Here is a 26,567-nt window from a genome sequence, read left to right as displayed (position 1 = left end):
GAAGGCGGTGGAAGAGCGGCGGGAGGGCGGCGGGAGGGCGGTCAGGCGGGGCGGTGGGAGGGCGGTCAGGCAGGGCGGCGGACGGCGGCGCGGGCGGCGGGCCGGGGGCGGGGGGCTGCGGCGCGGGCCGCGATGGCCTCGCGGTAGCGCTCCACCGTGCCGATCGCGGCCCGCTCCCAGGTGAAGTGCGTGAGGACCCGCTCACGACCCGCGGCGCCCATCTTCCGGCGCAGCTCCGCGTCGTCCAGGAGCCGGTTGAGCGCGGCGGCGAGCGCGCCCGCGTCGCCGGGCGGTACCGCGAGGCAGGTCTCGCCGTCGGCGCCGGCGACCTCGGGTATCGCGCCGCCGGTGGTGGCGACCAGCGGGGTGCCGGTGGCCATGGCCTCGGCGGCGGGGAGCGAGAACCCCTCGTACAGCGAGGGCACGCAGGCGATCTGCGCGCCGCGCACCAGGTCGACGAGTTCGGCGTCGCTGATGCCCTTGACGAAGTCGACGGCGCCTTCGAGCCCGTACCGGGTCATGGCCTCGGCCACCGGCCCGGTCTCGGGGCGCTTGCCGACGACCACCAGATGCGCGTCGGGGTTCTCGGTGCGGACCTTCGCGAGCGCCTCCACGAGGTGGACCAGGCCCTTGAGCGGTACGTCCGCGCTGGAAGTGGTGACGATCCGGCCGGGCACCTCGGGCACGGCGGGGTCCGGGGAGAACAGCCGGGTGTCCGCGCCTATGTGCACCACGTGGACCCGGCCCGGGCGCACCCCGAGCTGGTCGACGATCTCCCGGCGGGAGGAGCCGGAGACGGTGAGCACGGAGGGCAGCCGCCGGGCCACCCGTTTCTGCATCCGGGTGAAGCCGTACCAGCGGCGCACCGAGGCGCGGCGCTTCCAGTCGGGCGCGGCGTCCAGATCCAGCTGCCGGTCGACGGTGATCGGGTGGTGGATGGTGGTGACCAGCGGGAAGCCCACGCGGTCCAGGTCCAGCAGGCCGTAGCCGAGGGTCTGGTTGTCGTGGACGACGTCGAACTCGCCGCGTCGGGCGGCCAGATGGCGGCGGGCGCGCAGGCTGAAGGTCAGCGGCTCGGGGAAGCCGCCGGTCCACATCGTGCCGACCTCCAGGGCGTCGATCCAGTCGCGGAACTCCTCGCGCCGGGGCGTACGGAAGGGGTCGGGCTGCCGGTAGAGGTCGAGGCTGGGCAGCTCGGTGAGGGTGACGCCCGCCTGGCCGTCGAGGACCGGGTACGGCTGGGAGCCGATGACCTCCACGGTGTGGCCGAGCCGGGCGAGTTCACGGGAGAGGTGGCGTATGTAGACGCCCTGGCCCCCGCAGAACGGATTCCCCTTGTAGGTGAGCAGCGCGATCCGCAGCGGTCTGTCCGGATCCCCCTCGACGGTTGCTGGAGGCGGGTCGGGAAGCGGTTCGGTCCCGGTCTTCCGCGCGGCCTCAGCGGTCACTCGCGCCCCCTCCTGTGTGCAACTCAGCGGGAGCGTAACCGCTCGCGTTTATCTAGAACAAGTTTCACTATCGGATCGCCCGAGAAGTCTCGAAGATACCTGGTCAGGACATCGGTGCCGCTGCCGGGACGGGTGATCCGCACCACTGCGTCCGCAGGTAGGGAGGTTCAGGTGGCGCACGGGTGGCTCCCCCGGATACTCGCCAGTAGCGCCGCCACCTGTCTCAACTGCGCAAACGCCGGTGTGGAGGGCGACCCGCCGCGCTAACCTAGAACGAGTTTCAGTGGCCCCACGACACACGACACTCCCCAGGACACACGACACACCCCGTGACCCGTTGGCGCATCCCCCGCCCCGGCCCCCGCGGCCGGCCGGCCGTCTGCGGATCACACCTGTACCGCACCGAAGTGAGACAGATGACCGCAGAAGCCAAGCCGGCCTCCCTGCAGCTGACCGAGCGGCAGGAGGCGCGCCGTCGGCGGATCCTGCACGCCAGCGCCCGGCTGGCCAGCCGCGGCGGCTTCGACGCGGTGCAGATGCGCGAGGTCGCCGAGAACTCGGGCGTGGCGCTCGGCACGCTCTACCGCTACTTCCCCTCCAAGGTCCATCTGCTGGTGGCGACCATGCAGGACCAGCTACAGCACATGCACGAGGCGCTGCGCAAGCACCCCCCGACCGAGCAGGAGCCGACCGCCCGGGTCGCCCAGACCCTGATGCGCGCCTTCCGGGCGCTGCAGCGCGAGCCCCATCTGGCGGACGCGATGGTCCGGGCGCTCACCTTCGCCGACCGCTCGGTCAGCCCGGAGGTGGACACCGTCTCCCGGCTCACCACCGCGATCATCCTCGACGCGATGGGGCTGGACGGACCGCCGACGCCCGAGCAGCTGTCCGCCGTGCGCGTCATCGAGCACACCTGGCACTCGGCGCTGATCACCTGGCTGTCGGGGCGCGCCTCCATCGCCCAAGTGAAGATCGACATCGAGACGGTCTGCCGCCTCATCGACCTCACCGCCCCGCGCCGGGCGGGGCGCGGCGAGGGCGGCGAGGGCGGCGAGGGCGGGGGCGGCGGGAACGGCGCGCCGGGGGCGCAGGAGGCGCACTCGGGGGCAGAAACGCGCGAATGAGCTCTTCCGCGCGCCCGCGCGCCCCCTACTTGGCTCAATATGCGCGTTCATGACAGGGGCAACCCCGGTATTCATCAACGGCGCCCGGAACCGGGCATACCGCACGGGGTGGAGGGACAGCACGTGATCCGGGTACTTCTGGTGCACGACTCTTGCTTGTTGCGATCCGCATTGGCAGCACTGATCGAAGCCGAACCGGACATCGAGGTGACGACGACATCATGGCGCGACGCACGCAGCAGAGCCCGCGCGGTCCGACCGCACGTATGCGTGGTGGACACGGACTGTCCGGGCTCCGACAGAGCCACGAGAAAAGGGGAGTTAGCCAAGATATCGGAGGGGATGTCCGAAGGGATATCTGCGGGGATACCCGGTGAGATATCCGGCAAGGACGGCCGGTGCGAGCTGCTGGTGCTGGCGGACGCGGAGCGGCCGGGGCCGCTGCGGCGGGCCCACGAGGCACAGGCCCTCGGCTACATCGACCGGAACGCCTCGCCGGACCGGCTGCTGGACGGCATACGGCACGTCGCGAACAAGGAGCGTTTCATCGACGACTCCCTGGGCTACGGCTTTCTCCAGGCGGCCCACATGCCCCTGACCGCACGTGAGTTGAGCGTGCTCTCACTGGCCGCCGAGGGCGCCTCGATCGCCGAGATCGCCCACAGCCTGCACCTGTCCAACGGGACCATACGCAACTACATGGCCGCGATCACCCGGAAGACCGGGGCGCGCAACCGCGTGGACGCCATCCGCATCTCGCGGGGCGAGGGCTGGGTCTGACGCCCCGGCGCCCGACCGGCCGCCCGAGCCGCTTTCCCGGCCTTCCCGGCTTTCCCTGCTGTCCCAGCTTCCCGCGAGGTCACGGTAGAGCGCCGAGCTCTCCAGCAGCTCGCCATGGCGGCCGCAGACCGCGTGCCGACCGTCCATGACCAGCACGCGCTCGGCCCGGCGCGCCGAGCTCACGCGGTGGGCGATCACGATCAGGGTGGTGCCGGGGCGCCGCGCGAAGGCCCGCTCCGCGCGGGCCTCGGCGGCCGGGTCGAGATGGCAGGTCGCCTCGTCGAGCAGCACCACGGGGGCGGGCGAGAGATACGCGCGGGCGAGCGCGATCAGCTGGCGCTCCCCCGCGGACAGGGCGGCGGGGTCGACATCGGCGTACGGCCCGCCGATCCGGGACAGCAGCGCGCCGAGCCCCATGGCCTCGGCGACAGCGGCGAGTTCGGCGTCCGTACGCGCTTTTGGGGCGGTGTCCGGCTCCGGGCACAGGTAGCGGAGGTTGTCGGCAAGAGTGCCGGAGAAGACGTACGCCTCCTGCGGAATCAGCACCCGCAGCGCGGCCGGCCGTACGGCGCCGGGCCCTCGTACGGGCTCCCCGCACACCCGGACCTCGCCCGAGCGCGGCTCCAGCAGCCCCGCGATCAGCCCCGCCAACGTGGACTTCCCGATGCCGCTCGGCCCGACCACGGCCAGATGGCCACCCGCCGGGACGTCGAGGTCCAGGCCCTCGACGACCGGGGCGGCGCGGTCGCCGTACGCGAAGGTGACCGAGCGCAGCTCAACGGCGGCGAAGGCGGGGCGCGAGGCCACGGCTTCCTCCGGGACCGCCGCCGCGGGGTCCGCCGCCGCGCGGGCTGTTGCCGGGGGCTCCGCCGCTCCGGGGGCAGTTGCCGCACAGGCCGCCGTCGGAAGCTCTCCCACCACAGGGGCCGACGCCACAGGCTCCCCCGCCGCGCGGGGCGCCGCCACTGCGGGCCCCGTCGTCGCAGCGACCGTCGCCGCGCGGGGCGCCGCCGAGGGCTCCGCCGCTCCGGGGGCAGTTGCCGCACAGGCCGCCGTCGGAGGCTCTCCCACCACAGGGGCCGACGCCAGAGACTCCCCCGCCGCGCAGGCCGCCGCCGAGGGCTTCGTCGCCACGGCCGTCGCGGCCTCCCCCGCCGCGCGAAGCGCCTCCGAAGACTCCGCCGCTCCGGGGGCAGTTGCCGCACAGGCCGCCGTCGGAAGCTCTCCCACCGCAGAGGCCGACGCCACAGACTCCCCCGCCACGCAGGCCGCCGCCGAGGGCTTCGTCGCAGCAACCGCCGCCGCGCGGCCCTCCGGCGCATGACCCGTCTCCGCGCCGGGCGCCTCGGGCCCGTCCGCCGTGCGGGCAGCGGCAGGCGCCGGGCCCGGCTCATCCCCGTCGGGTGCCGTCCCGGCCAGCCGCCGGACCACCACCGCCAGCCGCGAGCCGCCCGTGCCGAGCGCCTGCATCAGGCTCTGCAGGGCGGGCAGCAGCGACTGCTGTAGATAGGCCAGCGCCCCCACCAGCGCACCCGTCGTCACCCCCCGCCCCAGCAGCCACGGGGCGGCTACCAGCAGCAGCACGACGGGCAGCCGCCCGCCGACCCCGAGGGCGACCGCCCGCACCACGCCCCAGCGGGCGAGGGCGCGCGCCGCCCGGTACTCGGCGTCGATCCGCTCCCCCGCGTCCGCCCCGACCCGCTCCTCCGCCCCCGCCGCCGCGATGTCCCGCAGCCCGGAGGCGACGGCGCCCAGCGTCTCCGCGATGTTCTCGTCCGCTTCGAGGAACGCCTCCTGGCGGCGGGCCATCGGACGCAGCGTCGCCAGGAACAGCGCCAGACCGAGGACCAGCGGCGGGAGGACGACGAGCAGCAGGACCGGGGCGAGCGAGAAGAGGCCGACCAGGGCGCCGGCGGCGACGAACACGAAGGAGCGGGAGACCATGACCAGGCCCGCGAAGGTGTCACGGGCGATCTCCACCTGATGGGTGAGCCGGGAAACCGCCGTACTGCCCCCACCGCCCGCACCCACACCACCCGCACCCCCCACGGCGTGCGTCACCACCCGGCGCACGAGCGCGTCGCGCAGCGGCTCGACGAGGGCGGCCATCGCCCGGTAGACGCGGCCGGTGCCGTACGCGCCGAAGGCCACGGCCAGCGCGGCGAGCCCCAGCCACGCCAGCCCGACACCCCGCTCCCCCGCCAGGAAGCCGTCGTCCAGCGCCCGGGCCAGCGCGTATCCGCCCAGGAACGTCTGTCCGGACTCCAGCGCCGACCACGCCGCGAGCCGCAGCAGCACCCGGCGCCGCTCGCGCAGAAAGCGAATGCCCTCGGCATATGGCCCCGGCCTAGCCCCGCGTCCCCCGACCCGGCCGCCCCTTTTGCCCGGCCCGGATTCAGCCACCCTGAACTCCCCCGTCCGCTTGCGGCACTTCGGATACGTCCGGTACATCCGGCTCGCCGGAAACATCCGGCGCGGCGAACACCGCCCGGTAGCCGTCCAGTGCCCAGAGCTCGGCGTGGCGCCCCGCCGCCCGTACCCGCCCGTCCTCCAGCCAGACCACGAGATCCGCGCGGGCCGCCGTCGCCGCGCGGTGGGCGACGATCACCCGGGTGCGGGGCCGGGCACCCAGGAGGCGGCCGGACAGCGCCCGGGTCACCCGCAGTTCGGTGACGGTGTCCAGGCTCGAGGTGGCGTCGTCGAGGATCAGCACCCTGCCCTCGTGGGCGAACGCCCGGGCCAGGCCCAGGCGTTGGGTCTCGCCCCCCGACAGCGGCGCCTTTGCGCAGGGCGTGGCGTACCCGTCCGGGAGCAGCCGTACGAAGTCGTCGGCGCAGGCCGCGCGCGCCGCCTCGACGACCCGCCCGGGCGGGGGCGGGGCCGGTCCCAGCGCGATGGTCCCGCCGACCGTGCCGCCGAGCAGCGCCGGGCGCTCGAAGGCATAGCCGATCGCGCGGCGCAGCGCGTCGTGGGTGAGTTCGGGCAGCGGCACGCCATCGAGTAACACCTCGCCGCCGTCCGGGTCGGCGAGCCGCCCGGCGAGCGCGGCCAGCGTCGACTTGCCGGAGCCGGAGCGGCCGACCACGGCGAGGCAGCGCCCGCCCGGCACCACCAGGTCGACGCCGCACAGCACCGCACGCCCGCCGCGCGCCGCCCGGACCCCGCGCAGCTCCAGCGTCCCGTCCCCCGGCGGCAGCGGGCGCGTGCCGTACGCGGTGGCGGGCTCGGCGAGGACGGGCGCGAAGCGACGGGCGGCGGTGCGGCTGCGCACCAGGCCGTTGAGGTGGCCGACCAGCATGCCGATGCCGGTGGCCAGCACCGCGTAGCGGGCGGCGGCCAGCAGGCCGCCGACGCTCAGCTCGCCCGCCGTCAGCCGCAGCCCGGCCACGGCGAGCACCGCGATCTGCAGCAGCGGCACGATGGCGGCGGCCCACGCGGCGGAGCGCCCCTGGACCCGCCACATGCGATACCCCTGCCGGCTGAGCTCGGGCAGCGGCGCGAGCACCCGCGCCCGCTCCCTGCCGCCCGTCCCGGCCGCCGCGATGGTCCGCGCCCCGCCCAGCGCCTCCACCAGACGGCTCGCGATCTCGCCCTGGCTGTGCTGGTAGCGGGCGACGCTGTCGGTGGTGTCCCGGACGAACGAGCGGAGCAGGACGGCGAGAAGCGGCAGCCCGACCAGGAAGGCGACGGCGAGCCACGGGTCGATGAGGGCCAGCGCGACCAGCCCACCGACCGGGGTGACGACGGCGGCCAGCGCGGAGGCCAGCGCGGTCGGCGCGGTCCCGGCCTGCGCGGCGTTGCCCACGAGCCGGGTCACCAGGTCCCCGGGCGCGAGCCGCCGTCCCGCGCGCGGCCCGGCGCTCAGCGTATGGCGCAGCAGGCGGCGGCGCAGCCAGGCGATGGAGCGGGCGTTGGCGGTGCCGGTGAGGAGCGAGTCCAGCGCGTCCAGCACCACGAGCAGACAGGTGAGCCCCGCGCTCCCGAGCACCCAGCGCCGCGCCTCGGCGCCGTGGGCGTCGGCGAGCAGGACGTCGAGCGTACGGCCGAGGACGGCGGGGAGGGCGAGCCCGACGGCGGCGGACGCGGTGGTGAGACAGAAGACGGCGGCGACACGCCCCGCGCTGTGCCGCAGCGCCCCCCGCAACAACCCCTCGCCCGCACGGCCGTCGGGCCCGTCGGGCCTGTCGGGGGCGGCGGTGGTGCCTGTGGTGGGGTCTGTGGTGGGGTCTGTGGTGGGGTCTGCCGGGGTGGAAGAGGCCATGCGGGGCAGGTCCTCGTCTCCTCGCGAGTGGGGCGTTGGTCGTTCGGCCGACCAACGGCTGCCGACGCCGGACGACGCGGGCGCACGCCCGAAACCGCGCCGCCGAGCCCCGCGCCGATCCGGAAGCCCGGCGCGGGGTCGCGGGTGCGGTGGGCCGATCCCCGCGGGGACGCGGTCCCGGCGGGTGGTGCCGCCGGGACCGCGTTGGTGCGAGACCGCTCAGGTCACAGGCACAGGAGGTTGCTGTGCGAGCTGTGCTTGTCACAGAGCAGCAGGCTCACGCTGCTTTCGCCGCCGCCACCGCCACCGCCGCCGAAGTCCTCGGACTCCTCGGTCTCGAGCGTCTGAAGGTCAAGCAGAGTCATAGTCGTTCCTCTCTCTCAATATCCCTGGGGATGGGTTTCCTTGCGTTTCCTTGCGTTTCCTTGCTGCGACCCCCTTGGCGGGGGCCGGTCCTAGGGCCGCCCGAGCGGCGGCAGGAAGGGCAGGCCGACCGGTGCGGCGTGCGGCGGTGCGCATGCCGCGCCGAGTGCGAGCAGGCAGCCCGCGGTTCCGGTGGCCAGATCCATCGAAAGGCGCATCATCTGCTCTCCGGGGAAGGCGAGATGCCCCTGGTACGGCACGGCGTACCAGCCCAGGCCCGCGATCTGCGCGGCGAGCCGTTCGGGCGCGAGGTCCGGGGTGGTGGTGCGGGCGAGGTGCAGCACCATCCCGGCGCGGCCGTTGAACAGCCCCGGCTGGGCGTAGTAGCGCAGCGACGCCGCGGCCGCGATATCGCCGCGTGCCGCCTCGAAGTCGGTGTCGGCATCGGCATCCCCGTGGGCGAGCCGGCTGTCGAGGACCATCCCGATCCCGACGCTTCCCGCGCCCAGGTACGGCATGGTGCGGAACCCCTCGTCGACGAGCAGGGTGCCGTGGCGGTCCCGGACACAGCGGTCCAGGTCCTGGCCGAGCGCGGTGGTGGCGAGGTCGAGCAGCGCCGGGTCGCCCGAGTGCTCGTACAGCCGCAGGAAGAGCAGCGCCGGGCCGGTCGCACCGTGCAGCAGCCCGGCCCGCTTGCCGGTCAGCCGGACGCCGGTGGCCGACCGGTCCGCGAGCAGCCGCGCCACCTCCCAGGCCCGCTCGCGCAGCCCCGCCTCGCCGGTGGCCCGGGCGAGGTGGTCCAGCGTCAGGCCGACGCCGGCGAGTCCGCCGTGCAGGTCCGGCGCCAGCCGCTGCCACTTCTCGTCGAGGACCCGCTCGATGAGCTCCAGCGCGCGATCGGTGTGGCCGAGCCGCTCCAGGACGTACGCCACGCCCGCCAGCCCGTCGTAGAAGCCGAGCGGGGTGCCGCGCGGGGGCGGGGCGGTGTGCTTCAGCAGCCACTCCTCCCCCGCCTCGAACCGCCCGGCGCCGGTCTGGTCGAGCGCGTAGAGGACACCTGCCGCGCCGTGCGCCACCCCGAGCCCGCCGCCGTCGGCGAACTGGCCGATGTCGCCGGGGAAGAGCCGGTCGTCGCGCTCGGGCGTGGCCGAGGCGCGGATGGCGCGGGCCATCGAGTCACGGCTGCGGGGCCAGTCCGCGGGGTCCACGGGCACGTACGAGCCGCCGCCGCGGCCCGCCGTCCCCACAGCAGCACCACCGCCACCCGCCGCCCCCGCCGAGCCGCCGCGCCCCCCGTGCCCGCCGCCCGCGATCACCTCCACCGCCTCGTCCAGGAAGGCCCGGTCCACCGGGAACTGCCCGGCCGCCACCTCCGCCAGGTGCGCCGCCTTCCCGCGGTCCACCACCAGCAGCGTGGTCATCGGTACGAAGAGGGCGAGCCGCAGACACGCGAGCGCGTAGCGGTCCACCTCGAAGCCCCGGCGGTCGAGCGGGGCGACGAAGCCGGGGTGGGCAAGGGCCTGCCGCCGCCCCTCGCCGATGTGCGCGGCCGCCTCGAAGTCCAGCAGCATGACGGACGACTCGTCGGGGCTGACCATGATGTTGAACATGTGCAGGTCGTTGAAGACCACCCCGCGCCCATGGACCGCGGCGACGGCCTCCTCGACCGCGCCGTGGATCCGTAGCGCCCAGCGGGTGTACTCGGCGACCGCGGCCGGATCCGGCTCGGCGGCCAGCAGCGGGTGGCGCCTGGCGAAGAAGGAGTTGAGGGTGCGGCCCGCGACATGGTCCATCACCAGGAAGCGGTGGTCGCCGAGGGTGAACCAGTCACGCACCTCCGGCGCCACGCCCAGCCCCGACAGCCGCTCCAGCGCGGCCTTCTCCCGCTCCAGGCGGGTGACGGCGTCCGCCCCGTCCGAGGCGAGCCCGGCGTACGGGCGCGCCTCCTTGAGGACCACCTTCGCGCCGGTGCGGGTGTCCGTCCCCACGTAGACCCCGCCGCCGTTGGAGAAGTGCAGGGCCTTCTCGATGCGGTACGGGAGGTCGGCGACCGTGGTGGCGTTGCGGGCGGCCAGCTGCGGCGCGAGGAAGTCGGGCAGCGTCACCCACTCGGGGAGGTGGAAGGCGGGGTCGCGGCGGTCCGGGACGAGCCTGCCCGACGGGTCCTCGATGGCGGGCACGAGCGCGCCGCCGGCGGCGCCTGAGCCAGCGGCGGCGCCTGAGTCGTCGGCGTCGGCAACGCAGAAGCGCTGCGCGAAGCCGCCGTATCGCACATACAGCGGGCCGTCCTGCCAGCGCAGATCGGTCAGGATGTACGGGCCCGGCTCGCCCGCCAGCAGCTCACCCAATTCGCGGAGAACGGTGTGGAGTTCCGCCTCGTCGGCCGGGTAGATGGTGGCGAACTTCCCGCTGGAGCCGCGCCCCGCGTATTTCGAGTTGCGCAGGTGCAGCGCATGCGCGGTCGGCACGAATTTAAAGGGTATTTCCCTGGGCACGCAGTAGTCCCAGACCTTGGCCGCGCTCTTTTCCGCGTTGTCGAGACAGGCCGAGACATGCACCTTCCAGCCCTGGTTGGGCCGGCCCGGCCGGGGAGTCCCGTCCGGCAGTACGGGGTTGACGTGCAGCCAGTCCCCGGAGGTGAAGGTCTCCCACCCGACGGGGGCGGGGCGCTGGGCGGCCTCGTAGCGGGATTCGGAATCCCTCGCATCGGCGGACAGCCGGTCAGGGGTCTCATAGAAATATCTGTCGACCAGACAGAAGACCTCATACCTTTTATCCATCGCGTCCCCCTCGGCGTGATGGCCTAGAGATTTCCACGCCACCGCCGAGGGGAACAGTCACATCCGTCACGAAGAGACCGTGCAATACGCATGAGTAAGTTCGATGAACTACAGTTCGAAATTACTCATGAACTGCAGTTCGATATTACCGCGCCCCACCCATCGGGGCGCGGCCCGGCTATTCATCCGGGGGAAATACCTGCTCACCCCGGGAGCCGCCGTCCCCACCCGCCGCACCGCCGATGAGTCGGATGGCGATGGCCTCGACCGGGCACCCCTCGGCCGCCGCCAGCACCGCCTCCGACGCGTCCGTCTCCGCCGCGACCGGATGCGACTGCCGTGCCGCGTCGAGCCGGAACCCGCCGGGCGCCGCGCTCACACACAGCCCCGAGCCGATGCAGACGTCGCGGTCCACCTCGACATGCCAGCGGTCGCCCATCAGCCCTGCTCCCCGTCCCAGCCCTGCGGCAGATGGATCATCTTGTGCTCCAGGAACGAGGAGAAGCCCTCGGGCCCGAACTCCCGCCCCAGCCCGGAGTTCTTGTAGCCGCCGAACGGCCCGAGCATGTCGAGGCTGAAGGTGTTGACGGAGTACGTCCCGGTGCGGATCCGCCGCGCGATCTCGATGCCGCGCGCCACGTCCGCGGTCCACACGCTGCCGGACAGGCCGTAGTCGGAGTCGTCGGCGATGCGCACCGCCTCCTCCTCGTCCCCGTACGGCAGCAGGCAGATCACCGGCCCGAAGATCTCCTCGCGGGCGACGCGCATGCCGTTGTCGACGTCGCCGAACAGCGTCGGCTCGACGTACCAGCCCTTCTCCCGGTCCGCCGGACGCCCGCCGCCCGTAAGCACCTTGGCGCCCTCCCGCTGCCCGGTGGCGATGTAGTCCAGCGACCGCTGCTGCTGGCGCCGTGCCACCAGCGGGCCGACCTGGGTCGCGGGGTCCAGCGGGTCGCCGACGACCAGGGCCGAGGCGGCGGCCGCGAAGCGGTCGGCGATCTCGTCGTAGTGGCTGCGCGGGGCGAGGATGCGGGTCTGGGCGACGCACGCCTGCCCGTTGTTCATCCACGCGTTGGGCACGATCCCGGCGACCGCCGCGTCCAGGTCGGCGTCCGGCAGGATCACCGCGGCGGACTTGCCGCCCAGTTCGAGGGTCACCCGGGTCAGATTGCGCGAGGCGACCTCCATGACGCGCTTGCCGCCCGCGACCGAGCCGGTGAAGGACACCTTGTCCACGCCCGGGTGCCCGACCAGGTACTCGCTGACCTCGCGGTCCGCCGGGAGGATCGACAGCACCCCCTCCGGCAGCCCGGCCTCGGCCACGATCTCCGCCAGGATGTAGGAGTCCAGCGGGGTCTCGGGCGACGGCTTGAGGATCACCGAACACCCGGCCAGCAGCGCGGGCGCCAGCTTCGCCGCCGCCGTGAACTGCGGGACGTTCCACGGCACCACGGCCGCGACCACCCCGACCGGCTCGCGCCGCACCAGCAGCGGCCCCAGGACCCCGGCGCGCCGCTCCTCGAAGACGAAGCCGCGGGCCACCGTGATCGCCGAGTCCCACACCATCAGCGCGCCGAGCGCCTGGCCCAGCACGCTCCAGGAGTACGGGGAGCCGTTCTGCGCGCTGATGACCTTGGCGATCTCCTCGTGGCGGGCGGCGACGGCGTCCTTGATACGGGTGACGACCGCGATCCGCTCCTCCAGCGACGCCCGGGCCCAGGGCCCCGCCTCGAAGGCCGTGCGCGCCGCCGCGACCGCCCGGTCCACGTCCTCGCGCGAGGCGTGCGGCACCCGCCCGATGACCGCCTCGGTGTGCGGCGAGACGACCTCGATCACATCCGTGCCGACCGGATCGGCCAATGCGCCGCCGATGAAGAGCTGTCCGTGCTCGATGAGGTCGCTCATCGCCGAGCCTCCCGCCCGCTCGCCCTGATCTGATGCCTATCTGACGCTGCATCAGAACTGATACCAGTTCTAGTTATCATGGGCAATGCTTGCGATGCTTGCCTTGCTCGCACGAGCGGCCGGGAGAGGGGACGTCCATGACGGGAGCAGAGGGAGCAGGGGCAGCAGAGGTAGCAGGGACAGCGGGAGCCGGAGTGACCGACCACGGCGGCGGGGTGTGGAGCATCCCGGTCCCCATCCCGGACAACCCCCTCGGTCACACCCTCGTCCACCTCCTCGACACCGACCGCGGCCCGGTCCTCATCGACACCGGCTGGGACGACCCGACGGCCTGGGACTCCCTCACCGCCGGCCTCGCCGCCTGCGGCACCTCGGTGTCCGCCGTCCACGGCGTGCTCGTCACCCACCACCACCCCGACCACCACGGGCTGTCCGCCCAGGTACGCGAGGCCTCCGGCGCGTGGATCGCCATGCACGCCGCCGACGCCGAGGTCGTACGCCGCACCCGCGAGGCCGAGCCCACCCGCTGGCTCGACTATCTCGCCGTGAAACTCGCCGCGGCAGGAGCCCCCGAGGAGCACCTCGCCCCGCTGCGCGAAGCCCGCGCCTCCGGCCACACCGACGCCCTCCCGGGCAGGCGCGCCGCCCAGCCCGACCGCCATATCGTCCCCGGGGAACTCCTCGACCTGCCCGGCCGCCGGCTGCGCGCCATCTGGACCCCCGGCCACACCCCCGGCCATGTCTGTCTGCACCTCGAAGAGGCCCACCCGGCGGCCGGCGAGGGCATGCCCGGCCATGGCCGCCTGTTCTCCGGCGACCATCTGCTGCCCGAGATCAGCCCGCACATCGGCCTGTACGAGGACCCCGACGACGCGACCGTCACCGACCCCCTCGGCGACTACCTGGACTCCCTCGAACGCGTCGCCGTCCTCGACCCGGCCGAGGTGCTCCCCGCCCACCAGCACGCCTTCACCGACGCCCCGGGCCGGGTCCGGGCGCTGCTGCGCCACCACGAGGAGCGCCTGGCCGGGCTGCGCGCCCTGCTGCTCGGCGCGCCGCTGACGCCCTGGCAGCTGGCCGAGGCCATGGAGTGGAACCGCCCCTGGGCCGACATCCCCTACGGATCGCGCAACATCGCCGTATCGGAGGCCGAGGCGCATCTGCGCCGCCTGGTGAAACAGGGCCGGGCGGAGCCGGTACCGGGCACGGACCCGGTGGCGTACCAGGCGGTTTGAGTCCCCCGCAGGGGTGGAGGCACCGGTGATCCACAGCTAGCCTTACCCCGCTCGGCCGTGCCGTACATACGAGAACTCTGCTTCGCGGATCGAGCCGGGCGCTCGATGTCATGCCCTGCTCATCCCAGCCTCTGCTCGTCCCAGCCTCTGCTCGTCCCAGCAACACCCAGGAGCACGTGTGCCGACCTCCGCCCCCGACTCCGACTCCGGTCCGACCCCGCCCCCCGGCTGCCCCGCACACTCCGGCCAGGCCCCGGAACCGGGCCGCCCCGAGCCGCTGTACGGACCCGAGTTCGCCGCCGACCCGGCCGCCGTCTACGCACGGCTGCGCGCATACGGGCCCGTCGCGCCCGTGGAACTCGCCCCCGGCGTTTACGCCTCGCTCGCCATCGGCTACGCGACCGCCCTCGAGATCCTGCGCAGCCCCGACACCTTCGCCAGGGACCCGCGCCGCTGGGAAGCCCTCGCCGACGGCACGGTCCCCATGGACAGCCCCATCGTCCCGCTGATGATGTACCGGCCCAACTCCATGTACACCGACGGCGAGGACCACGAGCGGTACCGCAGCGCGGTCTCCGACACCCTCAACCGGCTGAACCCACACGCCCTGCGCACCTACGTCGAGGAGAGCGCCGACCTGCTCATCGACCTCTTCGGCCCCGAGGGCGAGGCCGAACTGCTCGGCGAGTACTGCGCCCGGCTGCCGCTGCTCGTATTCACCCAGCTCTTCGGCTGCCCGCCCGAGCTGAGCGAGCCGCTGGTGAAGTCCATGGCCGCGGTCTTCGACGTCGACGAGGACGCCATGAAGGCCGACGCCGTCCTCCGCGAGACCTTCTCCGCCCTCATCGCCACGAAGCGGGCCGAGCCCGCGGCGGACATCACCTCCTGGCTGATAGCTCACCCCGCCCGGCTCAACGACGAGGAACTGACCCAGCAGGTCATCCTCCTCTTGGGCGCGGGCGTCGAACCCGTGAAGAACCTGATCTGCAACGCGCTGCGGCTGCTGCTGTCCGACGAGCGGTTCGCGGGCGATCTGTCGGGCGGCACCATGCCGGTCGACGACGCGCTCGACGAGGTGCTGTGGACCGACCCTCCGGTGGCCAACTTCTGTACCCACTACCCGGTTCACGACGTCACCGTCGCCGGACACCGGCTGGCCAAGGGTGCCCCCGTCCTCATCAGCATGGCCGCCGCCAACAACGACCCGCACCTTGTCTCCGACCGCCGCGGCAACCGCGCACACCTGTCGTTCGGCGCGGGCCCGCACGCCTGCCCCGCGAAGGACCCGGCGCGGATCATCACCTCCATCGCCGTCGAGAAGCTCCTCGACCGCCTCCCCGACATCGAGCTGGCCGTCCACCCCGATCAACTGCGGTGGCGCCCGGGGCCCGTCCACCGGGCCCTGGCCGCCCTGCCGGTCCGGTTCCCTCCGGTAGCCGCCAAGTACGATGCCGTGAGTGCCGCCGCGACCGACCAGAGCCCCGGGGGCAACGCATGGAACCCCAGCCCGGCCCTCTCGACCTCCGCCCCCTCGTCCTCCGCCCCCTCGTCCTCGACCCCCAAGGACGCGACGTCCACGGCGAGCGAGCGCGGCTCCCGGAACGCGGCCCAGCGACCCTGGTGGAACTCCCTGATCACATGGCGGCGTGGGCGGTGATCCCCGCGACCTGGCCCCTGATCAGCCGCCTGGTGAAACAGGGCCGGGCGGAGCCGGTGCCGGGCACGGACCCGGTGGCGTACCAGGCGGTGTGACCGCCGCTCCCGGCCCGCGGCGGGGGCGGCGCCGCCGGGCCGGCCCGCGTACCAGGCAGTTTGGGTCCCCCTCAGGGGTGGAGGCGCCGGTGATCCACAGCTAACCTTGCCCCCGTTCGGCCGCGCCTACGACGTCTCCGCCTCACGGGATCGAGCCGGGCTCACCCCCCGCCATGACACTGTCGTGCCCTGTTCATCCCCGTGCCACCCAGGAGTACGTGTGCCCACCTCCACCCCCGACTCCGGCCCGACCCCGCCCCCCGGCTGCCCCGCACACTCCGGCCAGGCCCCGCAAGCGGGCCGCCCCGAGTCGCTGTACGGGCCCGAGTTCGCCGCCGACCCGGCCGCCGTCTACGCACGGCTGCGCGCGTACGGGCCCGTGGCGCCCGTGGAGATCTCCCCCGGCGTCCACGCCTCGCTCGTCACCGGCTACGCCACCGCCCTGGAGATCATGCGCAACACCGAGACGTTTCCCAGGGACCCGCGCCGCTGGGAAGCGCTCGCCGACGGCACGGTCCCCATGGACAGCCCCGTCGTCCCGATGATGATGTACCGGCCCAACCCCATGTACACCGACGGAGAGGAGCACGAGCGGTACCGCGGCGCGGTCTCCGACACCCTCAACCGCCTCAACCCACACGCCCTGCGCACCTACGTCGAGGAGAGCGCCGACCTCCTCATCGACCTCTTCGGCCCCGAGGGCGAGGCCGAACTGCTCAGCGAGTACTGCGCCCGGCTGCCGCTGCTCGTCTTCAACCAGCTCTTCGGCTGCCCGCCCGAGCTGAGCGAGACGCTGGTCAGGGCCATGGCCGCGCTCTTGGACGCCAGCGAAGACGCCGTGAAGGCCAACGTCGTCCTCACCGAGACCCTCCTCGCGCTGATCGCCATGAAGCGGGCCGAGCCCGGGGCGGACATCACCTCCTGGCTGCTGGCCCACCCCGCCCGGCTCAGCGACGAGGAGATGGTGAGTCAGCTCGTCCTCCTTCTGGGCGCCGGCGTCGAGCCCGTGAAGAACCTGATCTGCAACGCGCTGCGACTGCTGCTGTCCGACGACCGGTTCGCGGGCGATCTGTCGGGCGGCACCATGCCGGTCGACGAGGCGCTCGACGAGGTGCTGTGGACCGACCCGCCGATCGCCAACTACGCCACCCACTTCCCGGTCCGCGACGTCACTGTCGCCGGACACCGGCTGGCCAAGGGCGCCCCCGTCCTCATCAGCATGGCCGCCGCCAACAACGACCCGCACCTGGTCGCCGACCGCCGCGGCAACCGCGCCCACCTGGCGTTCGGCGCGGGCCCGCACGCCTGCCCCGCGAAGGACCCGGCGCGGATCATCGCCTCCACCGCCGTCGAGAAGCTCCTCGACCGCGTGCCGGACATCGAGCTGGCCGTCGACCCCGCCCAACTGCACTGGCGCCCCGGCCCCTTCCACCGGGCCCTGGCCGCCCTGCCGGTCCATTTCCCTCCGGTAGCCGCCAAGTACGATCAAACAGGCGCCACCGCGACCGACCAGACCACCGGAGGCAACGCATGGAACCCCACCCCCGACCCGTCGACAGACCCCTCGTCCTCGACCCCCAAGGGCGCGACGTCCACGGCGAAGGGGCACGGCTCCGGGAACGCGGCCCAGCGACCCTGGTGGAACTCCCTGATCACGTGGTGGCGTGGGCGATAACCGACCCCGCCCTCCTCAAGCAGCTGCTCACCGACCCGCGCGTCTCCAAGGACCCCAGGCAGCACTGGCCCAAGTTCCTCGGCGGTGAGATCCCCGCGACCTGGCCCCTGATCGCCTGGGTCGCGGTGGAGAACATGTTCACCGCCTACGGCGCCGACCACACCCGGCTGCGCAGGCTCGTCGCCAAGGCCTTCACCACCCGCCGCACGGCCGCGCTGCGCCCCCATATCGAACAGCTGGTATCCGGCCTGCTGGACGACCTCGCGGCAGGCGGACCCGACACGCCGGTCGACCTCAAGGCGGCGTACTGCCACACGATCCCCATCGAGGTCATCTGCGAACTGCTCGGCATCCCCAAGGGCGAGATGCGCGAGCGCGAGCTCGAGTACGTCGCCACCATGTTCCGTACGACCGCGAACCCCGACGAGGCCGCCGCCGCCTACCAGGGCCACGAGGCCCTGCTGCGCGAACTCGTCGCCCTCAAACGGGACACCCCCGGCGACGACATCACCAGCGACCTCATCGCCGTCCGCGACGAGGACGGCTCCCGCCTCAACGAGCAGGAACTCGCCGACACCGTCGGCCTGCTCATCGCCGCCGGCTTCGAGACCACGGTCCAGCTCCTCGACAACGCCGTCCACGCCATGCTGACCCACCCCGACCAGCTCGCCCTGGTCCGCTCGTCCCAGGCCACCTGGGACGACGTGATCGAGGAGACCCTGCGCGCCCAGCCCCCCGTGGTCAACGTGCCGCTGCGCTACGCCGTCGAGGACATCGAACTCGCGGACGTCACCATCAAGCAGGGCGACGCGATCCTCCTCTCCCTCACCGCCGTCAACCGCCACCCCGACGCCCACGGCGAGGACGCCGGCCGCTTCGACGTCACCCGCTCCGTCAAGGAACACCTGGCCTTCGGCCACGGCGTCCACTACTGCCTGGGCGCCCCCCTGGCCCGCCTCGAAGCCCGTATCGCCCTCCCGGCCCTCTTCGACCGTTTCCCGGACCTCCAACTCGCCGTCCCTCCACAGGACCTACGCCCCCTCCCCACCCTCATCTCCAACGGCCACCAGACGCTCCCGGTGCGCACCGGGAGGTAGGGGGGCGTCATGGGTGACGGTATTCAGTGGCTGTCCGAGGGGGTTGGGGGGGGACGGGCTTGATGTCCGGCGTGGTCCTGGCTCGCGGGATCGACGCGAAGGAGTTGGCGCTACGGATGGGCGGGGCGCCCGGGGCGGGGACCGAGCCGATCACCGATGCCGAGGTGTCCGAGCTGGGCATGACGCTTCGACCTCAGTCTGCCGCCGGCCCTCCTCACCGAGGCCCGACTGACCGCATACGCGGTCAGTGGCACCCCGGACATGACCACCGAGGACCCCGACTTCGATGTCGTCTGCGACTGGGCCACTGCCAACGGCTATCCGCTCCCCAGTGGCCGGCTCCGCCTGATCCCCTACCTCACACGACTGGCCTACCGGCACGCCACCAGTCACTGACGACTGGTATCCGATGGCCGGGCCGGGCCGGGGTGGAACTCGAAGCACAAGAGGAGAGCCAGGTGTCTGACACTTCCCGACGGGTCATCCGTGGCTGGTGTCTATGACGCAGAAGCGGTTGCCCTCGGGGTCGGCGAGCACGACGAAGTCGGCGTCGTCCGGATAAAGGTCCCAGTCCACGCGCTGGGCGCCCAGGGACACCAGCCGCTCGACCTCGGCGGCCTGGTCCGCCGCGTCCCCGGCATACAGGTCCAGATGAATCCGCGGATGCTCCTGAACCGGCGTCCTGCTGAGACCGAGCGCCAGCTGGGCCCGTGCCCCTCCACCGGGACCAGCACCACCCAGTCGTCTTCCGCCTCCTCACGCGGGGCGTCCGCGTTGCGCGGCCCATACACGGCAGGCCCCATCGCTCGGCGGTGGACAACCCCGACATGATCCCGCAGGCCCTCCGGACTCGCTGCCGCCGCCGAGGCGGGGTTCCACATCCAGCCGACGCTGCTGAGCTCCGAACCGGATGCGGCACGGGCGTTCATCTGGAGAAGGTCGCGGACATCAGGGTGACCGTCATTGGCGAGCGGGTGTTCTGCGTCCGTATCGGCTCCGGCCTGCTGGACTGGTGTACGGACTACGCCCGGTTGACGTACACCGTCGTACGGCCCCCGGAGGCGATCACCGAGGGCCTGTTCGCCTACCTCGCACACTTCCGGCTGGTCTTCGGCGCTTTCGACTTCGCCGTGGACCGACAGGGCCGATGGTGGTTCCTGGAATGCAACCCCTCGGGCCAGTGGGCGTGGCTGGAGCCGGAGACCGGGTTGCCCTTGGTGGCGGCGATGGCTGACCTGCTGGAGAGAACATGAACGCGACGGACGACAAGCGGCTGCGCCGACGCATGGCCGACGGCCTGGCGGCCGGTGGCCATCTGCGTACCGCTCCGTGGCGGGAGGCGGTGCAGGCCGTCCCGCGGCACGAGTTCGTGCGGGGCGGGTTCTTCGAGCGGGTGGACGGACCGGGGCCGACCGCGTGGCGGCCGGTCATGCCGGAGGACGTCCAGTGGCTGGAGCGTTGCTATACGGACGAGTCCCTGGTGATACAGGTCGCGGGCACGGTCGTTCCTGGGGACATCCGGGGGAGATCATGCGCGCTCCCACCTCCTCCAGCACGATGCCGGGCCTCGTCGTACGCATGCTGGAGGACCTCCAGGTCCAGGACGGGAACCGGGTGCTGGAGATCGGCACCGGGTCCGGATACTCCACCGCCCTTCTCTGCCACCGGCTCGGCGACGACCTGGTGACCTCCGTGGAAGTCGACCACGCGGTGTCCGGCCGGGCCAGTGCCGCGCTGGGTTCCTGTGGCCGGCTGCCGCGCCTCGTGGTCGGCGACGGTCTGGCCGGGCACCCGGACGGCGCCCCGTACGACCGGACCATCGCGACCTGCGGCGTTCTGACCGTACCCGGCGCGTGGATCGAGCAGACCCGCCCCGGCGGAATCATCCTGGCCACCGTCAGCGGCTGGCTGTACTCCTCCGAACTGGCCCGGCTGACCGTCCGGGGCGACGGCACGGCGTCCGGCCGCTTCCTCGGCGGGCAGATCTCCTTCATGCTGGCCCGCCCTCATCTGCCGCCCGCGCTCGGGATGTTGCCCGACCTCGGCGGTGGTGAGCAACGTCAGGCCGAGCTCGGCACCGATGTCCTCGACGCCGACTGGACCGCCCGGTTCGTCGCCCAGCTCGCGGCACCCCGGGCGCAGCGGATCAGCATGGTCGCCGAGGGGCGTACGGAGCAGTTGCTCATCGACGTGGCGGGCGGGTCATGGGCGGCGTTGTCGGAGGCCGATGGACGCTGGACGGTACGGCAGGGCGGCCCGCATCGGATCTGGGACGCGATAGAGGACCGGGTGAGCCGCTGGCGTGCGGATGGCGCACCGGCGTTGGAGCGGTTCGCGATCACAGTGACGCCGGAGGGGCAGACGATCACCTGGCCCAGGCTCCGGCCGTGACCGCTACGTCCGTCAAATGCCATGTTCGATCACGTCGATGACGCGCTGGCCACCGCGCGCAGGCAGCGCTCGGCGTGGGCGCGCAGGGCGTCGGCGAGTTCAGGCGGGCCGTCGGTCAGGGTGAAGTCGAGGTCCACCGAGGTGATCATCCACATCAGGTCCCAGACGGAGTCCGCGCCGAGGTGCAGCAGACAGCCCTGCCCGTCCACGGCCTCGATCGCGCCCATGCCCGGCCAGACCCGGTCGGCCGCCTCCTCGACGGACGCGTACAGCGTGACCGTCGCCTGGTACGGCCAGGCGCGTTGGGAGAGTTGCCGGGACAGATACGCGGCGACGTCGCCGTCGGGCGCCGGCCTGGGGGCGAACCTCGGTCCGGTCGGCGTGCGCGGGGTCAGCCGGTCCACCCGGAACGTACGCCAGTCGCCGCGGTCGGTGTCCCAGGCGACGAGGTACCAGTGCCGGTCGAAGTGGACGAGGCGGTGGGGTTCGGCGGAGCGGACGGTGGCGCCGGTGCGCGGGCTGGAGTAGTCGAAGCGGAGGCGTTCGCTTCGTCGGCACGCGTCCGCGATCACCATGAGCGTGTCCGGCTCCACCTCCGGCCCGGTCGGCCCGATGCGCAGCGTGGCCTGCTTCAGCGCGTCCACGCGGTGCCGCAGGCGGGACGGCAGCACCTGTTCGAGCTTGGCCATGGCGCGCAGGGACGCCTCCTCGATGCCCGTGACGGCTCCGCCGGCCGCCGTCCGCAGGGCGATCGCCGCCGCGACGGCCTCGTCGTCGTCGAACTGCAGCGGAGGCAGGGACGCACCGGCCCCCAGCCGGTAGCCGGCGATTCCCCGCGTGGCATGCACCGGGTAGCCGAGCTCGCGCAGCCGGTCCACATCGCGGCGCACGGTGCGCGTCGAGACGCCGAGGCGCGCGGCGAGCTCGGCGCCGGTCCATTCCCGGTGCGTCTGCAGAAGCGAGAGCAGGCGCAGCAGCCGTGCGGAGGTCTCCAACATTCCCCCGACACTGCCACGAACTTGGGAAGGCGCCTGTCCTAAGCCCCTCCTAACCTCCGGGGCATGGCACAGAACACCCCGCACGACACCGACTCCGACACCACCATCCGCCCCTTCCGCATCGCGATTCCCCAGGCCCTGATCGACGACCTCAATGCCCGCCTGGCCAACACCCGCTGGCCGGGCGAGCTGCCGGGTGTCGGCTGGAGCCGCGGGGTTCCGGTCGGCTATCTGAAGGAGCTCGCCGACTACTGGCGCACCTCGTACGACTGGCGCGAGCAGGAGGCCGCGCTCAACGCCCACCCGCAGTTCGTCACCACCGTCGACGGGCAGAACCTGCACTTCCTCCACGTACGCTCCCCCGAGCCGGACGCCACCCCGCTCATGCTGCTGCACGGCTGGCCCGGCGGCTTCGCCGACTTCCTCGACGTCATCGGGCCGCTGTCCGACCCCCGGTCACACGGCGGAGACCCGGCCGACGCCTTCCATCTGGTCATCCCCTCGCTCCCAGGATTCGGCTTCTCCACCCCGCTGGCCGGCCCCGGGATGAACGCGGCCCGGATGGCCGAAGTACTGGACCGGCTGATGGCCCGGCTGGGCTACCAGCGGTACGGCGTCCAGGGGTACGACACCGGGTCCTGGGTGGCGCCCCGGATGGGCAGGCAGGCACCCGAGCGCGTCATCGGCATTCACCTCAACGCGATGATCACCTTCCCGATCGGGGCGGAGGGCGAGACGGACGGCCTGAGCGAGCCCGACCAGCGCCGCTGGCAGCGGCTGCAGCACGCCAACGACGGCTATCTGCAGTGCAATGCCAAGCGGCCGCAGACGGTGACGTACGGCCTGCACGACTCACCGGCCGGTCAGCTCGCCTGGATCGTGGAGAAGTTCAAGGAACTGACCTGGCCGGAGGACGGCCTGCCGGAGGAGAGCGTAGACCGGGACCGCATGCTGACGGACATCTCGCTGTACTGGTTCACCGGTACGGCCGGGTCGGCGGCGCAGGTGTACTACGAGGAGATGTCCGCGACGGCATGGACCGACTCGGGCGACGGCGCGGACTGGAGCGGCGAGGAGGGCGACTGGAGCGGCGAAGGAGGCGACTGGTCCCCGCAACGCGGCACGGTCCCAACGGCCGTACTGGTCTCCGCCCACGATGTGACCGTGCGGCGGTGGGCCGAGCGCGATCACAACATCACTGCCTGGACCGAACTGGAGGAGGGCGGCCACTTCCTGGCGATGGAGGCGCCGGATGTCCTGACCGCCGACATCCGTTCGTTCTTCCGGAAACTGCGCTGAGATGCCCCTCCGCTGAGTGGACCTCATGACGGGAAAGAGATTGCTACGATCACACCGACGCGAGAGACGCGTGATCACCTGACGAGGAGGTTGATGAATATGGCTGCCGTCGGCCTTCGTCAGCATGCCCTCGTCCGGCCCGCGCGGTAGCAGAGCGCGGCCCGGGTCGTTCCAACGACCAGGAGTGACACGTGTCTTCCACTTGCTCTACTTCCTCCTCCCCATCATCGGCCCACGATGATCTGACCACCGACCGCCTCGTCCTCCGGACGTGGACCACCGCCGAGGCCACCGCGGTCCTCGGCGACACCAGGTCGGCGCACTGGGCGGACGACTTCCCCGCCGAGGGTGATCGGGTGATCGCGGGCCTCTTCGACCAGCACCCGCACTGGCTCGGCGCATACGGCCACCGCCTGATCATCGAGCGCGACAGTGGCTTGGTGGTGGGCTCGACCGGCCTGTTCTGGCCGCCCAGCGACGGCACCCTCGAAATCGGATACGGCATCGTGGCCTCCCGCCGCGGCCGAGGCTACGCCCCCGAGGCCACCAGGGCCCTGGCGGAGTTCGCCCTCACCGCACCGGATGTCCACACCGTCTTCGCCAGCGTGGAGCTGTCGAACCCGTCCTCTCTGCGCGTGCTGGAGAAGGCGGGCTTCCAGCAGTTGGCCACCGAGGAGAACGTGGCCCGGTTCAGGATCACGAAGCGAGACCTCGAGCAGCGGTAGCGGTGACCCGGTGGGGCCGGCGGTATGCCGCCGGCCCCACCGCGGGTCTCCGAGACGCCGCTCGCCTACTCGCTGCCGGTGACCGCGTCGGCGCAGGTGGCGAGTCGGCGGGCCAGGGCGTGCACGTGGTCGCGCAGCGCGTCCGGGTGCTCGATCACGAAGGGGCGGTCCAGCCAGGCGAGCACGGAGGCGACCCACTCCAGCCGCTCGGCCCGCAGCTGGACCCGTACCCATACGCCACCCTCCCCCGCCCCGGAGGCGGCCGGGAGTTCCCGCACGGTGGCGATCCCGGCCGGGATCCGGGAGCGGACCTGCTCGGCCGTGCCCTGGATCCGCAGCGACACCTCGTGCAGGTAGGGCACCTCGGCGAGCCCGGACAGCACCCGGGCGGCCGCGTCGAACCCCACCGGCACCTCGAACGACCCCGGCAGCTCCGTCGCGGTCTCGATCCGGTCGAGCCGAAACGTGCGTACCTCGCCGCTGGCCGAGTCCGCCCCTGTCACGTACCAGCGCCCGGAGTGGGCGACGATCCCGTACGGGTGCACGGTGCGCTCGCTGTGCCGCCCGTTCCAGGCGGTGTAGGTGAGGGCGACCGGCCGGCGGTGCCGCGCGGCCTCCGCGAGCATCAGCAGCACGCCCGTCTCCGGGGTGGTCACGGGACGGGTCGGGGCGGTGAAGTCCGCGGTGGCCAGCAGCGCGTCCAGGCGGCGGCCGAGCGCCTCGGGCAGCACCCGGCGCACCTTGGCGGCGGCGCTCTCCGTCGCCGCGACGGACGTGGTCACCAGCCCGGCCCGCCGGCCGGCGACCAGGCCGAGCAGCACGGCCAGCGCCTCCTCGTCGGTGAGCATCAGCGGGGGCATCCGGTAGCCGGGGGCGAGCCGGTAGCCGCCGTACCGGCCGCGCACCGACCGGACCGGGACGTCCAGGTCGATCAGGTGGTCGACGTAGCGCCGGACGGTGCGCTCGTCCACGCCGAGCCGGTCGGCCAGGTCGGCGACGGTGCGGGTGCCGCCGGCCTGGAGGATCTCCAGCAGGGCGAGCACTCGGGCGGTCGGTCGGGTCATGCCCGGAAGTATCCCGGGAATACCGGGCGGATCCTGTCCGGTATCGGTCCTAGCGTGTGGGCCATGTCAACTTACGTACTACTGCCCGGGTTCTGGCTCGGGGCCTGGGCCTGGCGCCCGGTAGCGGCCGAGCTGCGCGGCCGTGGGCACGAGGTCCACCCGCTCAGCCTGACCGGCATGGGCGAGCGCGCGCACCTGGCCCGGCCCGACACCGACCTGGAGACGCACGTCACCGACGTGCTCAACCTGATCCGTTACGAGGACCTGCACGATGTGGTGCTGGTCGGGCACAGCTACGCGGGCGCGGTGGTGATCCCGAGCGTGGCGGACCGGATGCCGGAACGGATCGCCCGGCTGGTGTTCATCGACAGCGGGCCGCTGCCGGACGGGATGTCCCAGACGCAGTTCACCCCGCCGGAGGAGCAGGCGCGCAACGCCGAGCTGGTACGCACGGTGGGGCACGGCTGGCAGCTGCCGCCACCGCCGTGGCAGGAGCCGGCCTCCGGGGTGCCCGAGCTGCCCGACGGCACACTCGAGCGGCTGGCGCGGCTGTCGGCGCCGCAGCCGTGGGCCACCGCCACCACCCCGGTCCGGCTGACCGGGGCCTGGGAGAAGCTGCCGCGGCTGCACGTGCTGTGCAGCTTCCCGGTCGAGCAGGTCCGGGCGATGGCCGCCACCGCCCCCGCCTTCCGGCACATGGCGGACGAAGGCCTGACCTACCGGGACCTGCCCGGCTGGCACTGGCCGATGTTCGACCGCCCCGGCGAACTGGCGGCGATCCTGCACGAGGCGGCCTGACCGGCAGCCCCAGGCCTGTGGGGTGGTCAGTCGCTGTGGTCGGCGAGGGCCTTGAGGTCGGTGACCGTGTAGGCGAGGTCGAAGTGGAATCCCTTGCCGGTGCGCTGGACGGGCAGGTCGGCGAGTTCTTCGCCGTGGGCGGGGAGGAAGGCGAGGTCTGCGGTGCCGACCCAGGCGTCGCTGACGGCGGCGTCGTCCAGGACGGCCATGACCAGTTCGTGGACGGCGGGCTCGTCGTGTTGTCCGGCGGCCAGGCGGGGGAAGTGGCGGAGGTTGACCACGGGGCGGCTCATCAGGGCGGCGGGGTCGGGGACCGGCTGTTCGAGGGTGATCTTGGCTTCGGCGATCCGCTGTCCGGCGGCGGAGGCGGTGGCGCCGAACCGGCCGCCCGGGCCGAGGACAGGGGTGCCGGGGCCGCCGACGGAGTAGGCGCGGGTCTGGTGGACGGCGCCGAGCTTCTTGGGGAAGCCCTGGACCCAGCCGCGGGCCATGGCGGAGTCGTTGTCGACGTAGATGTAGGGGCACCAGGCCACCGGGGCGCCGTTGTAGTGGGCGTCCAGGGTGATGAGGAACTCCCGGTACTGCGAGCGTACGGGGTCCAGGTACTCCAGGTCCGTGGAGGAGTACTGCCAGTCGATGAACATCGCGACGCCGCGGCCGGCGGAGTCCGGGTCGGGGGTCAGCCCCTTGGGCAGGGTCGCCGCGGCGGCGGCCGGGTCGGTGAAGAACTCCACACCCACCGCGGTACCGGCATAGTGCCACGGCGGGGCGGGCGCCAGGTTCGCGATGCCACGGGGAGACAGGGGGACGGTGTAACCCTTCATGACACGTCCTTCGGGAAGAGACAAGAATGAAACGATACGTATCGTTTC

The 26,567-nt window shown here is 72.8% G+C and carries 20 protein-coding genes and 3 pseudogenes; 12 read left to right on the top strand and 11 right to left on the bottom strand.

Features of this window, described 5'->3' with window-relative positions:
- Positions 1–65: 65 nt before the first annotated feature.
- Positions 66–1,448: a glycosyltransferase family 4 protein gene (locus ACWY4P_RS38030; RefSeq protein WP_456205100.1), complete on the bottom strand. Its 1,383-nt coding sequence runs from the start codon at positions 1,446–1,448 to the stop codon at positions 66–68.
- Positions 1,449–1,864: 416 nt separating this feature from the next.
- Between ACWY4P_RS38030 and ACWY4P_RS38025 the strand changes: the two genes are divergently transcribed.
- Entirely contained in the window at positions 1,865–2,572 is a 708-nt protein-coding gene (locus tag ACWY4P_RS38025; RefSeq protein WP_456205099.1) for a TetR family transcriptional regulator, read from the top strand.
- Positions 2,573–2,611: 39 nt separating this feature from the next.
- Positions 2,612–3,268 (top strand): annotated as a pseudogene (locus ACWY4P_RS38020) (response regulator transcription factor); the annotation flags it as partial.
- Here the strand turns inward: ACWY4P_RS38020 and ACWY4P_RS38015 are convergent.
- The 6 genes from ACWY4P_RS38015 to ACWY4P_RS37990 form a co-directional block, all read right to left on the bottom strand.
- On the bottom strand, positions 3,194–5,755 hold the full coding sequence (locus tag ACWY4P_RS38015) for an ATP-binding cassette domain-containing protein (RefSeq protein WP_456205098.1): 2,562 nt from the start codon (positions 5,753–5,755) through the stop codon (positions 3,194–3,196). The pseudogene ACWY4P_RS38020 and the gene ACWY4P_RS38015 sit on opposite strands and share 75 nt — an antisense overlap.
- The gene (locus ACWY4P_RS38010) at positions 5,748–7,613 is read right to left on the bottom strand and encodes an ABC transporter ATP-binding protein (protein ID WP_456205097.1); all 1,866 of its coding nucleotides are present in this window, start codon (positions 7,611–7,613) and stop codon (positions 5,748–5,750) included. Before ACWY4P_RS38010 ends, ACWY4P_RS38015 begins: the two co-directional genes overlap by 8 nt.
- Before the next feature lie 224 nt (positions 7,614–7,837).
- Positions 7,838–7,978: a SapB/AmfS family lanthipeptide gene (locus ACWY4P_RS38005; RefSeq protein ID WP_456205096.1), complete on the bottom strand. Its 141-nt coding sequence runs from the start codon at positions 7,976–7,978 to the stop codon at positions 7,838–7,840.
- Between the two features lie 90 nt (positions 7,979–8,068).
- A complete protein-coding gene (gene lanKC, locus ACWY4P_RS38000; protein ID WP_456205095.1) occupies positions 8,069–10,756 on the bottom strand; it encodes a class III lanthionine synthetase LanKC in 2,688 nt (895 codons plus the stop codon).
- Positions 10,757–10,934: 178 nt separating this feature from the next.
- The gene (locus ACWY4P_RS37995) at positions 10,935–11,195 is read right to left on the bottom strand and encodes a ferredoxin (RefSeq protein WP_456205094.1); all 261 of its coding nucleotides are present in this window, start codon (positions 11,193–11,195) and stop codon (positions 10,935–10,937) included.
- Complete coding sequence (locus tag ACWY4P_RS37990) at positions 11,195–12,661, bottom strand: aldehyde dehydrogenase (RefSeq protein WP_456205093.1); 1,467 nt, start codon at positions 12,659–12,661, stop codon at positions 11,195–11,197. Before ACWY4P_RS37990 ends, ACWY4P_RS37995 begins: the two co-directional genes overlap by 1 nt.
- A 137-nt stretch (positions 12,662–12,798) precedes the next feature.
- Between ACWY4P_RS37990 and ACWY4P_RS37985 the strand changes: the two genes are divergently transcribed.
- The 5 genes from ACWY4P_RS37985 (at position 12,799) to ACWY4P_RS37965 (ending at position 18,816) form a co-directional block, all read left to right on the top strand.
- Complete coding sequence (locus ACWY4P_RS37985; RefSeq protein ID WP_456205092.1) at positions 12,799–13,896, top strand: MBL fold metallo-hydrolase; 1,098 nt, start codon at positions 12,799–12,801, stop codon at positions 13,894–13,896.
- Between the two features lie 178 nt (positions 13,897–14,074).
- Positions 14,075–15,553: a cytochrome P450 gene (locus tag ACWY4P_RS37980; protein ID WP_456205091.1), complete on the top strand. Its 1,479-nt coding sequence runs from the start codon at positions 14,075–14,077 to the stop codon at positions 15,551–15,553.
- 315 nt (positions 15,554–15,868) lie between these two features.
- Positions 15,869–17,323, top strand: a complete 1,455-nt coding sequence (locus ACWY4P_RS37975; RefSeq protein WP_456205090.1) for a cytochrome P450 — start codon at positions 15,869–15,871, stop codon at positions 17,321–17,323.
- Positions 17,305–18,420: a cytochrome P450 family protein gene (locus tag ACWY4P_RS37970; RefSeq protein WP_456213194.1), complete on the top strand. Its 1,116-nt coding sequence runs from the start codon at positions 17,305–17,307 to the stop codon at positions 18,418–18,420. Before ACWY4P_RS37975 ends, ACWY4P_RS37970 begins: the two co-directional genes overlap by 19 nt.
- A 261-nt stretch (positions 18,421–18,681) precedes the next feature.
- The gene (locus ACWY4P_RS37965; protein WP_456205089.1) at positions 18,682–18,816 is read left to right on the top strand and encodes a hypothetical protein; all 135 of its coding nucleotides are present in this window, start codon (positions 18,682–18,684) and stop codon (positions 18,814–18,816) included.
- An 84-nt stretch (positions 18,817–18,900) separates the two neighbouring features.
- On the opposite strand, the pseudogene ACWY4P_RS37960 reads toward ACWY4P_RS37965, so the two are convergent.
- A pseudogene (locus ACWY4P_RS37960) lies at positions 18,901–19,223 on the bottom strand (VOC family protein).
- A gap of 34 nt (positions 19,224–19,257) precedes the next feature.
- Here ACWY4P_RS37960 and ACWY4P_RS37955 point away from each other — a divergent pair.
- Positions 19,258–19,673: pseudogene (locus tag ACWY4P_RS37955) on the top strand (ATP-grasp ribosomal peptide maturase); the annotation flags it as partial.
- A gap of 277 nt (positions 19,674–19,950) precedes the next feature.
- Positions 19,951–20,811, top strand: a complete 861-nt coding sequence (locus ACWY4P_RS37950; protein WP_456205088.1) for an ATP-grasp peptide maturase system methyltransferase — start codon at positions 19,951–19,953, stop codon at positions 20,809–20,811.
- Positions 20,812–20,840: 29 nt separating this feature from the next.
- On the opposite strand, the gene ACWY4P_RS37945 is transcribed toward ACWY4P_RS37950, so the two are convergent.
- Positions 20,841–21,809, bottom strand: a complete 969-nt coding sequence (locus ACWY4P_RS37945) for a helix-turn-helix transcriptional regulator (RefSeq protein WP_456205087.1) — start codon at positions 21,807–21,809, stop codon at positions 20,841–20,843.
- Between the two features lie 63 nt (positions 21,810–21,872).
- On the opposite strand from ACWY4P_RS37945, the gene ACWY4P_RS37940 reads away from it, so the two are divergent.
- Both ACWY4P_RS37940 and ACWY4P_RS37935 read left to right on the top strand, forming a co-directional pair.
- On the top strand, positions 21,873–23,108 hold the full coding sequence (locus tag ACWY4P_RS37940) for an epoxide hydrolase family protein (protein WP_456205086.1): 1,236 nt from the start codon (positions 21,873–21,875) through the stop codon (positions 23,106–23,108).
- A gap of 191 nt (positions 23,109–23,299) precedes the next feature.
- The gene (locus ACWY4P_RS37935; RefSeq protein WP_456205085.1) at positions 23,300–23,833 is read left to right on the top strand and encodes a GNAT family N-acetyltransferase; all 534 of its coding nucleotides are present in this window, start codon (positions 23,300–23,302) and stop codon (positions 23,831–23,833) included.
- 65 nt (positions 23,834–23,898) lie between these two features.
- Here ACWY4P_RS37935 and ACWY4P_RS37930 read toward each other — a convergent pair whose 3' ends face one another.
- The gene (locus ACWY4P_RS37930) at positions 23,899–24,897 is read right to left on the bottom strand and encodes a helix-turn-helix transcriptional regulator (protein ID WP_456205084.1); all 999 of its coding nucleotides are present in this window, start codon (positions 24,895–24,897) and stop codon (positions 23,899–23,901) included.
- Between the two features lie 63 nt (positions 24,898–24,960).
- Here ACWY4P_RS37930 and ACWY4P_RS37925 point away from each other — a divergent pair, with 63 nt between their 5' ends.
- Complete coding sequence (locus tag ACWY4P_RS37925) at positions 24,961–25,695, top strand: alpha/beta fold hydrolase (RefSeq protein ID WP_456205083.1); 735 nt, start codon at positions 24,961–24,963, stop codon at positions 25,693–25,695.
- A 26-nt stretch (positions 25,696–25,721) separates the two neighbouring features.
- Here ACWY4P_RS37925 and ACWY4P_RS37920 read toward each other — a convergent pair whose 3' ends face one another.
- Positions 25,722–26,519, bottom strand: coding sequence for an acetoacetate decarboxylase family protein (locus tag ACWY4P_RS37920; RefSeq protein WP_456205082.1), 798 nt, complete (start codon positions 26,517–26,519; stop codon positions 25,722–25,724).
- Positions 26,520–26,567: the final 48 nt, after the last annotated feature.

Source organism: Streptomyces sp. LZ34 (assembly GCF_053890475.1).
Note: the sequence above shows the minus strand (reverse complement) of the source record. Positions and strands in the feature narration are given on the sequence as shown.

Coding starts and splice junctions, on each gene's coding strand:
- ACWY4P_RS37965 (WP_456205089.1), top strand. CDS start 18,682: ATGACCACCGAGGACCCCGACTTCGATGTCGTCTGCGACTGGGCCACT.
- ACWY4P_RS38010 (WP_456205097.1), bottom strand. CDS start 7,613: ATGGCCTCTTCCACCCCGGCAGACCCCACCACAGACCCCACCACAGAC.
- ACWY4P_RS37920 (WP_456205082.1), bottom strand. CDS start 26,519: ATGAAGGGTTACACCGTCCCCCTGTCTCCCCGTGGCATCGCGAACCTG.
- ACWY4P_RS38025 (WP_456205099.1), top strand. CDS start 1,865: ATGACCGCAGAAGCCAAGCCGGCCTCCCTGCAGCTGACCGAGCGGCAG.
- ACWY4P_RS37950 (WP_456205088.1), top strand. CDS start 19,951: ATGCGCGCTCCCACCTCCTCCAGCACGATGCCGGGCCTCGTCGTACGC.
- ACWY4P_RS37925 (WP_456205083.1), top strand. CDS start 24,961: ATGTCAACTTACGTACTACTGCCCGGGTTCTGGCTCGGGGCCTGGGCC.
- ACWY4P_RS38005 (WP_456205096.1), bottom strand. CDS start 7,978: ATGACTCTGCTTGACCTTCAGACGCTCGAGACCGAGGAGTCCGAGGAC.
- ACWY4P_RS37945 (WP_456205087.1), bottom strand. CDS start 21,809: ATGTTGGAGACCTCCGCACGGCTGCTGCGCCTGCTCTCGCTTCTGCAG.
- ACWY4P_RS37995 (WP_456205094.1), bottom strand. CDS start 11,195: ATGGGCGACCGCTGGCATGTCGAGGTGGACCGCGACGTCTGCATCGGC.
- ACWY4P_RS37940 (WP_456205086.1), top strand. CDS start 21,873: ATGGCACAGAACACCCCGCACGACACCGACTCCGACACCACCATCCGC.
- ACWY4P_RS37930 (WP_456205084.1), bottom strand. CDS start 24,897: ATGACCCGACCGACCGCCCGAGTGCTCGCCCTGCTGGAGATCCTCCAG.
- ACWY4P_RS37985 (WP_456205092.1), top strand. CDS start 12,799: ATGACGGGAGCAGAGGGAGCAGGGGCAGCAGAGGTAGCAGGGACAGCG.
- lanKC (WP_456205095.1), bottom strand. CDS start 10,756: ATGGATAAAAGGTATGAGGTCTTCTGTCTGGTCGACAGATATTTCTAT.
- ACWY4P_RS37990 (WP_456205093.1), bottom strand. CDS start 12,661: ATGAGCGACCTCATCGAGCACGGACAGCTCTTCATCGGCGGCGCATTG.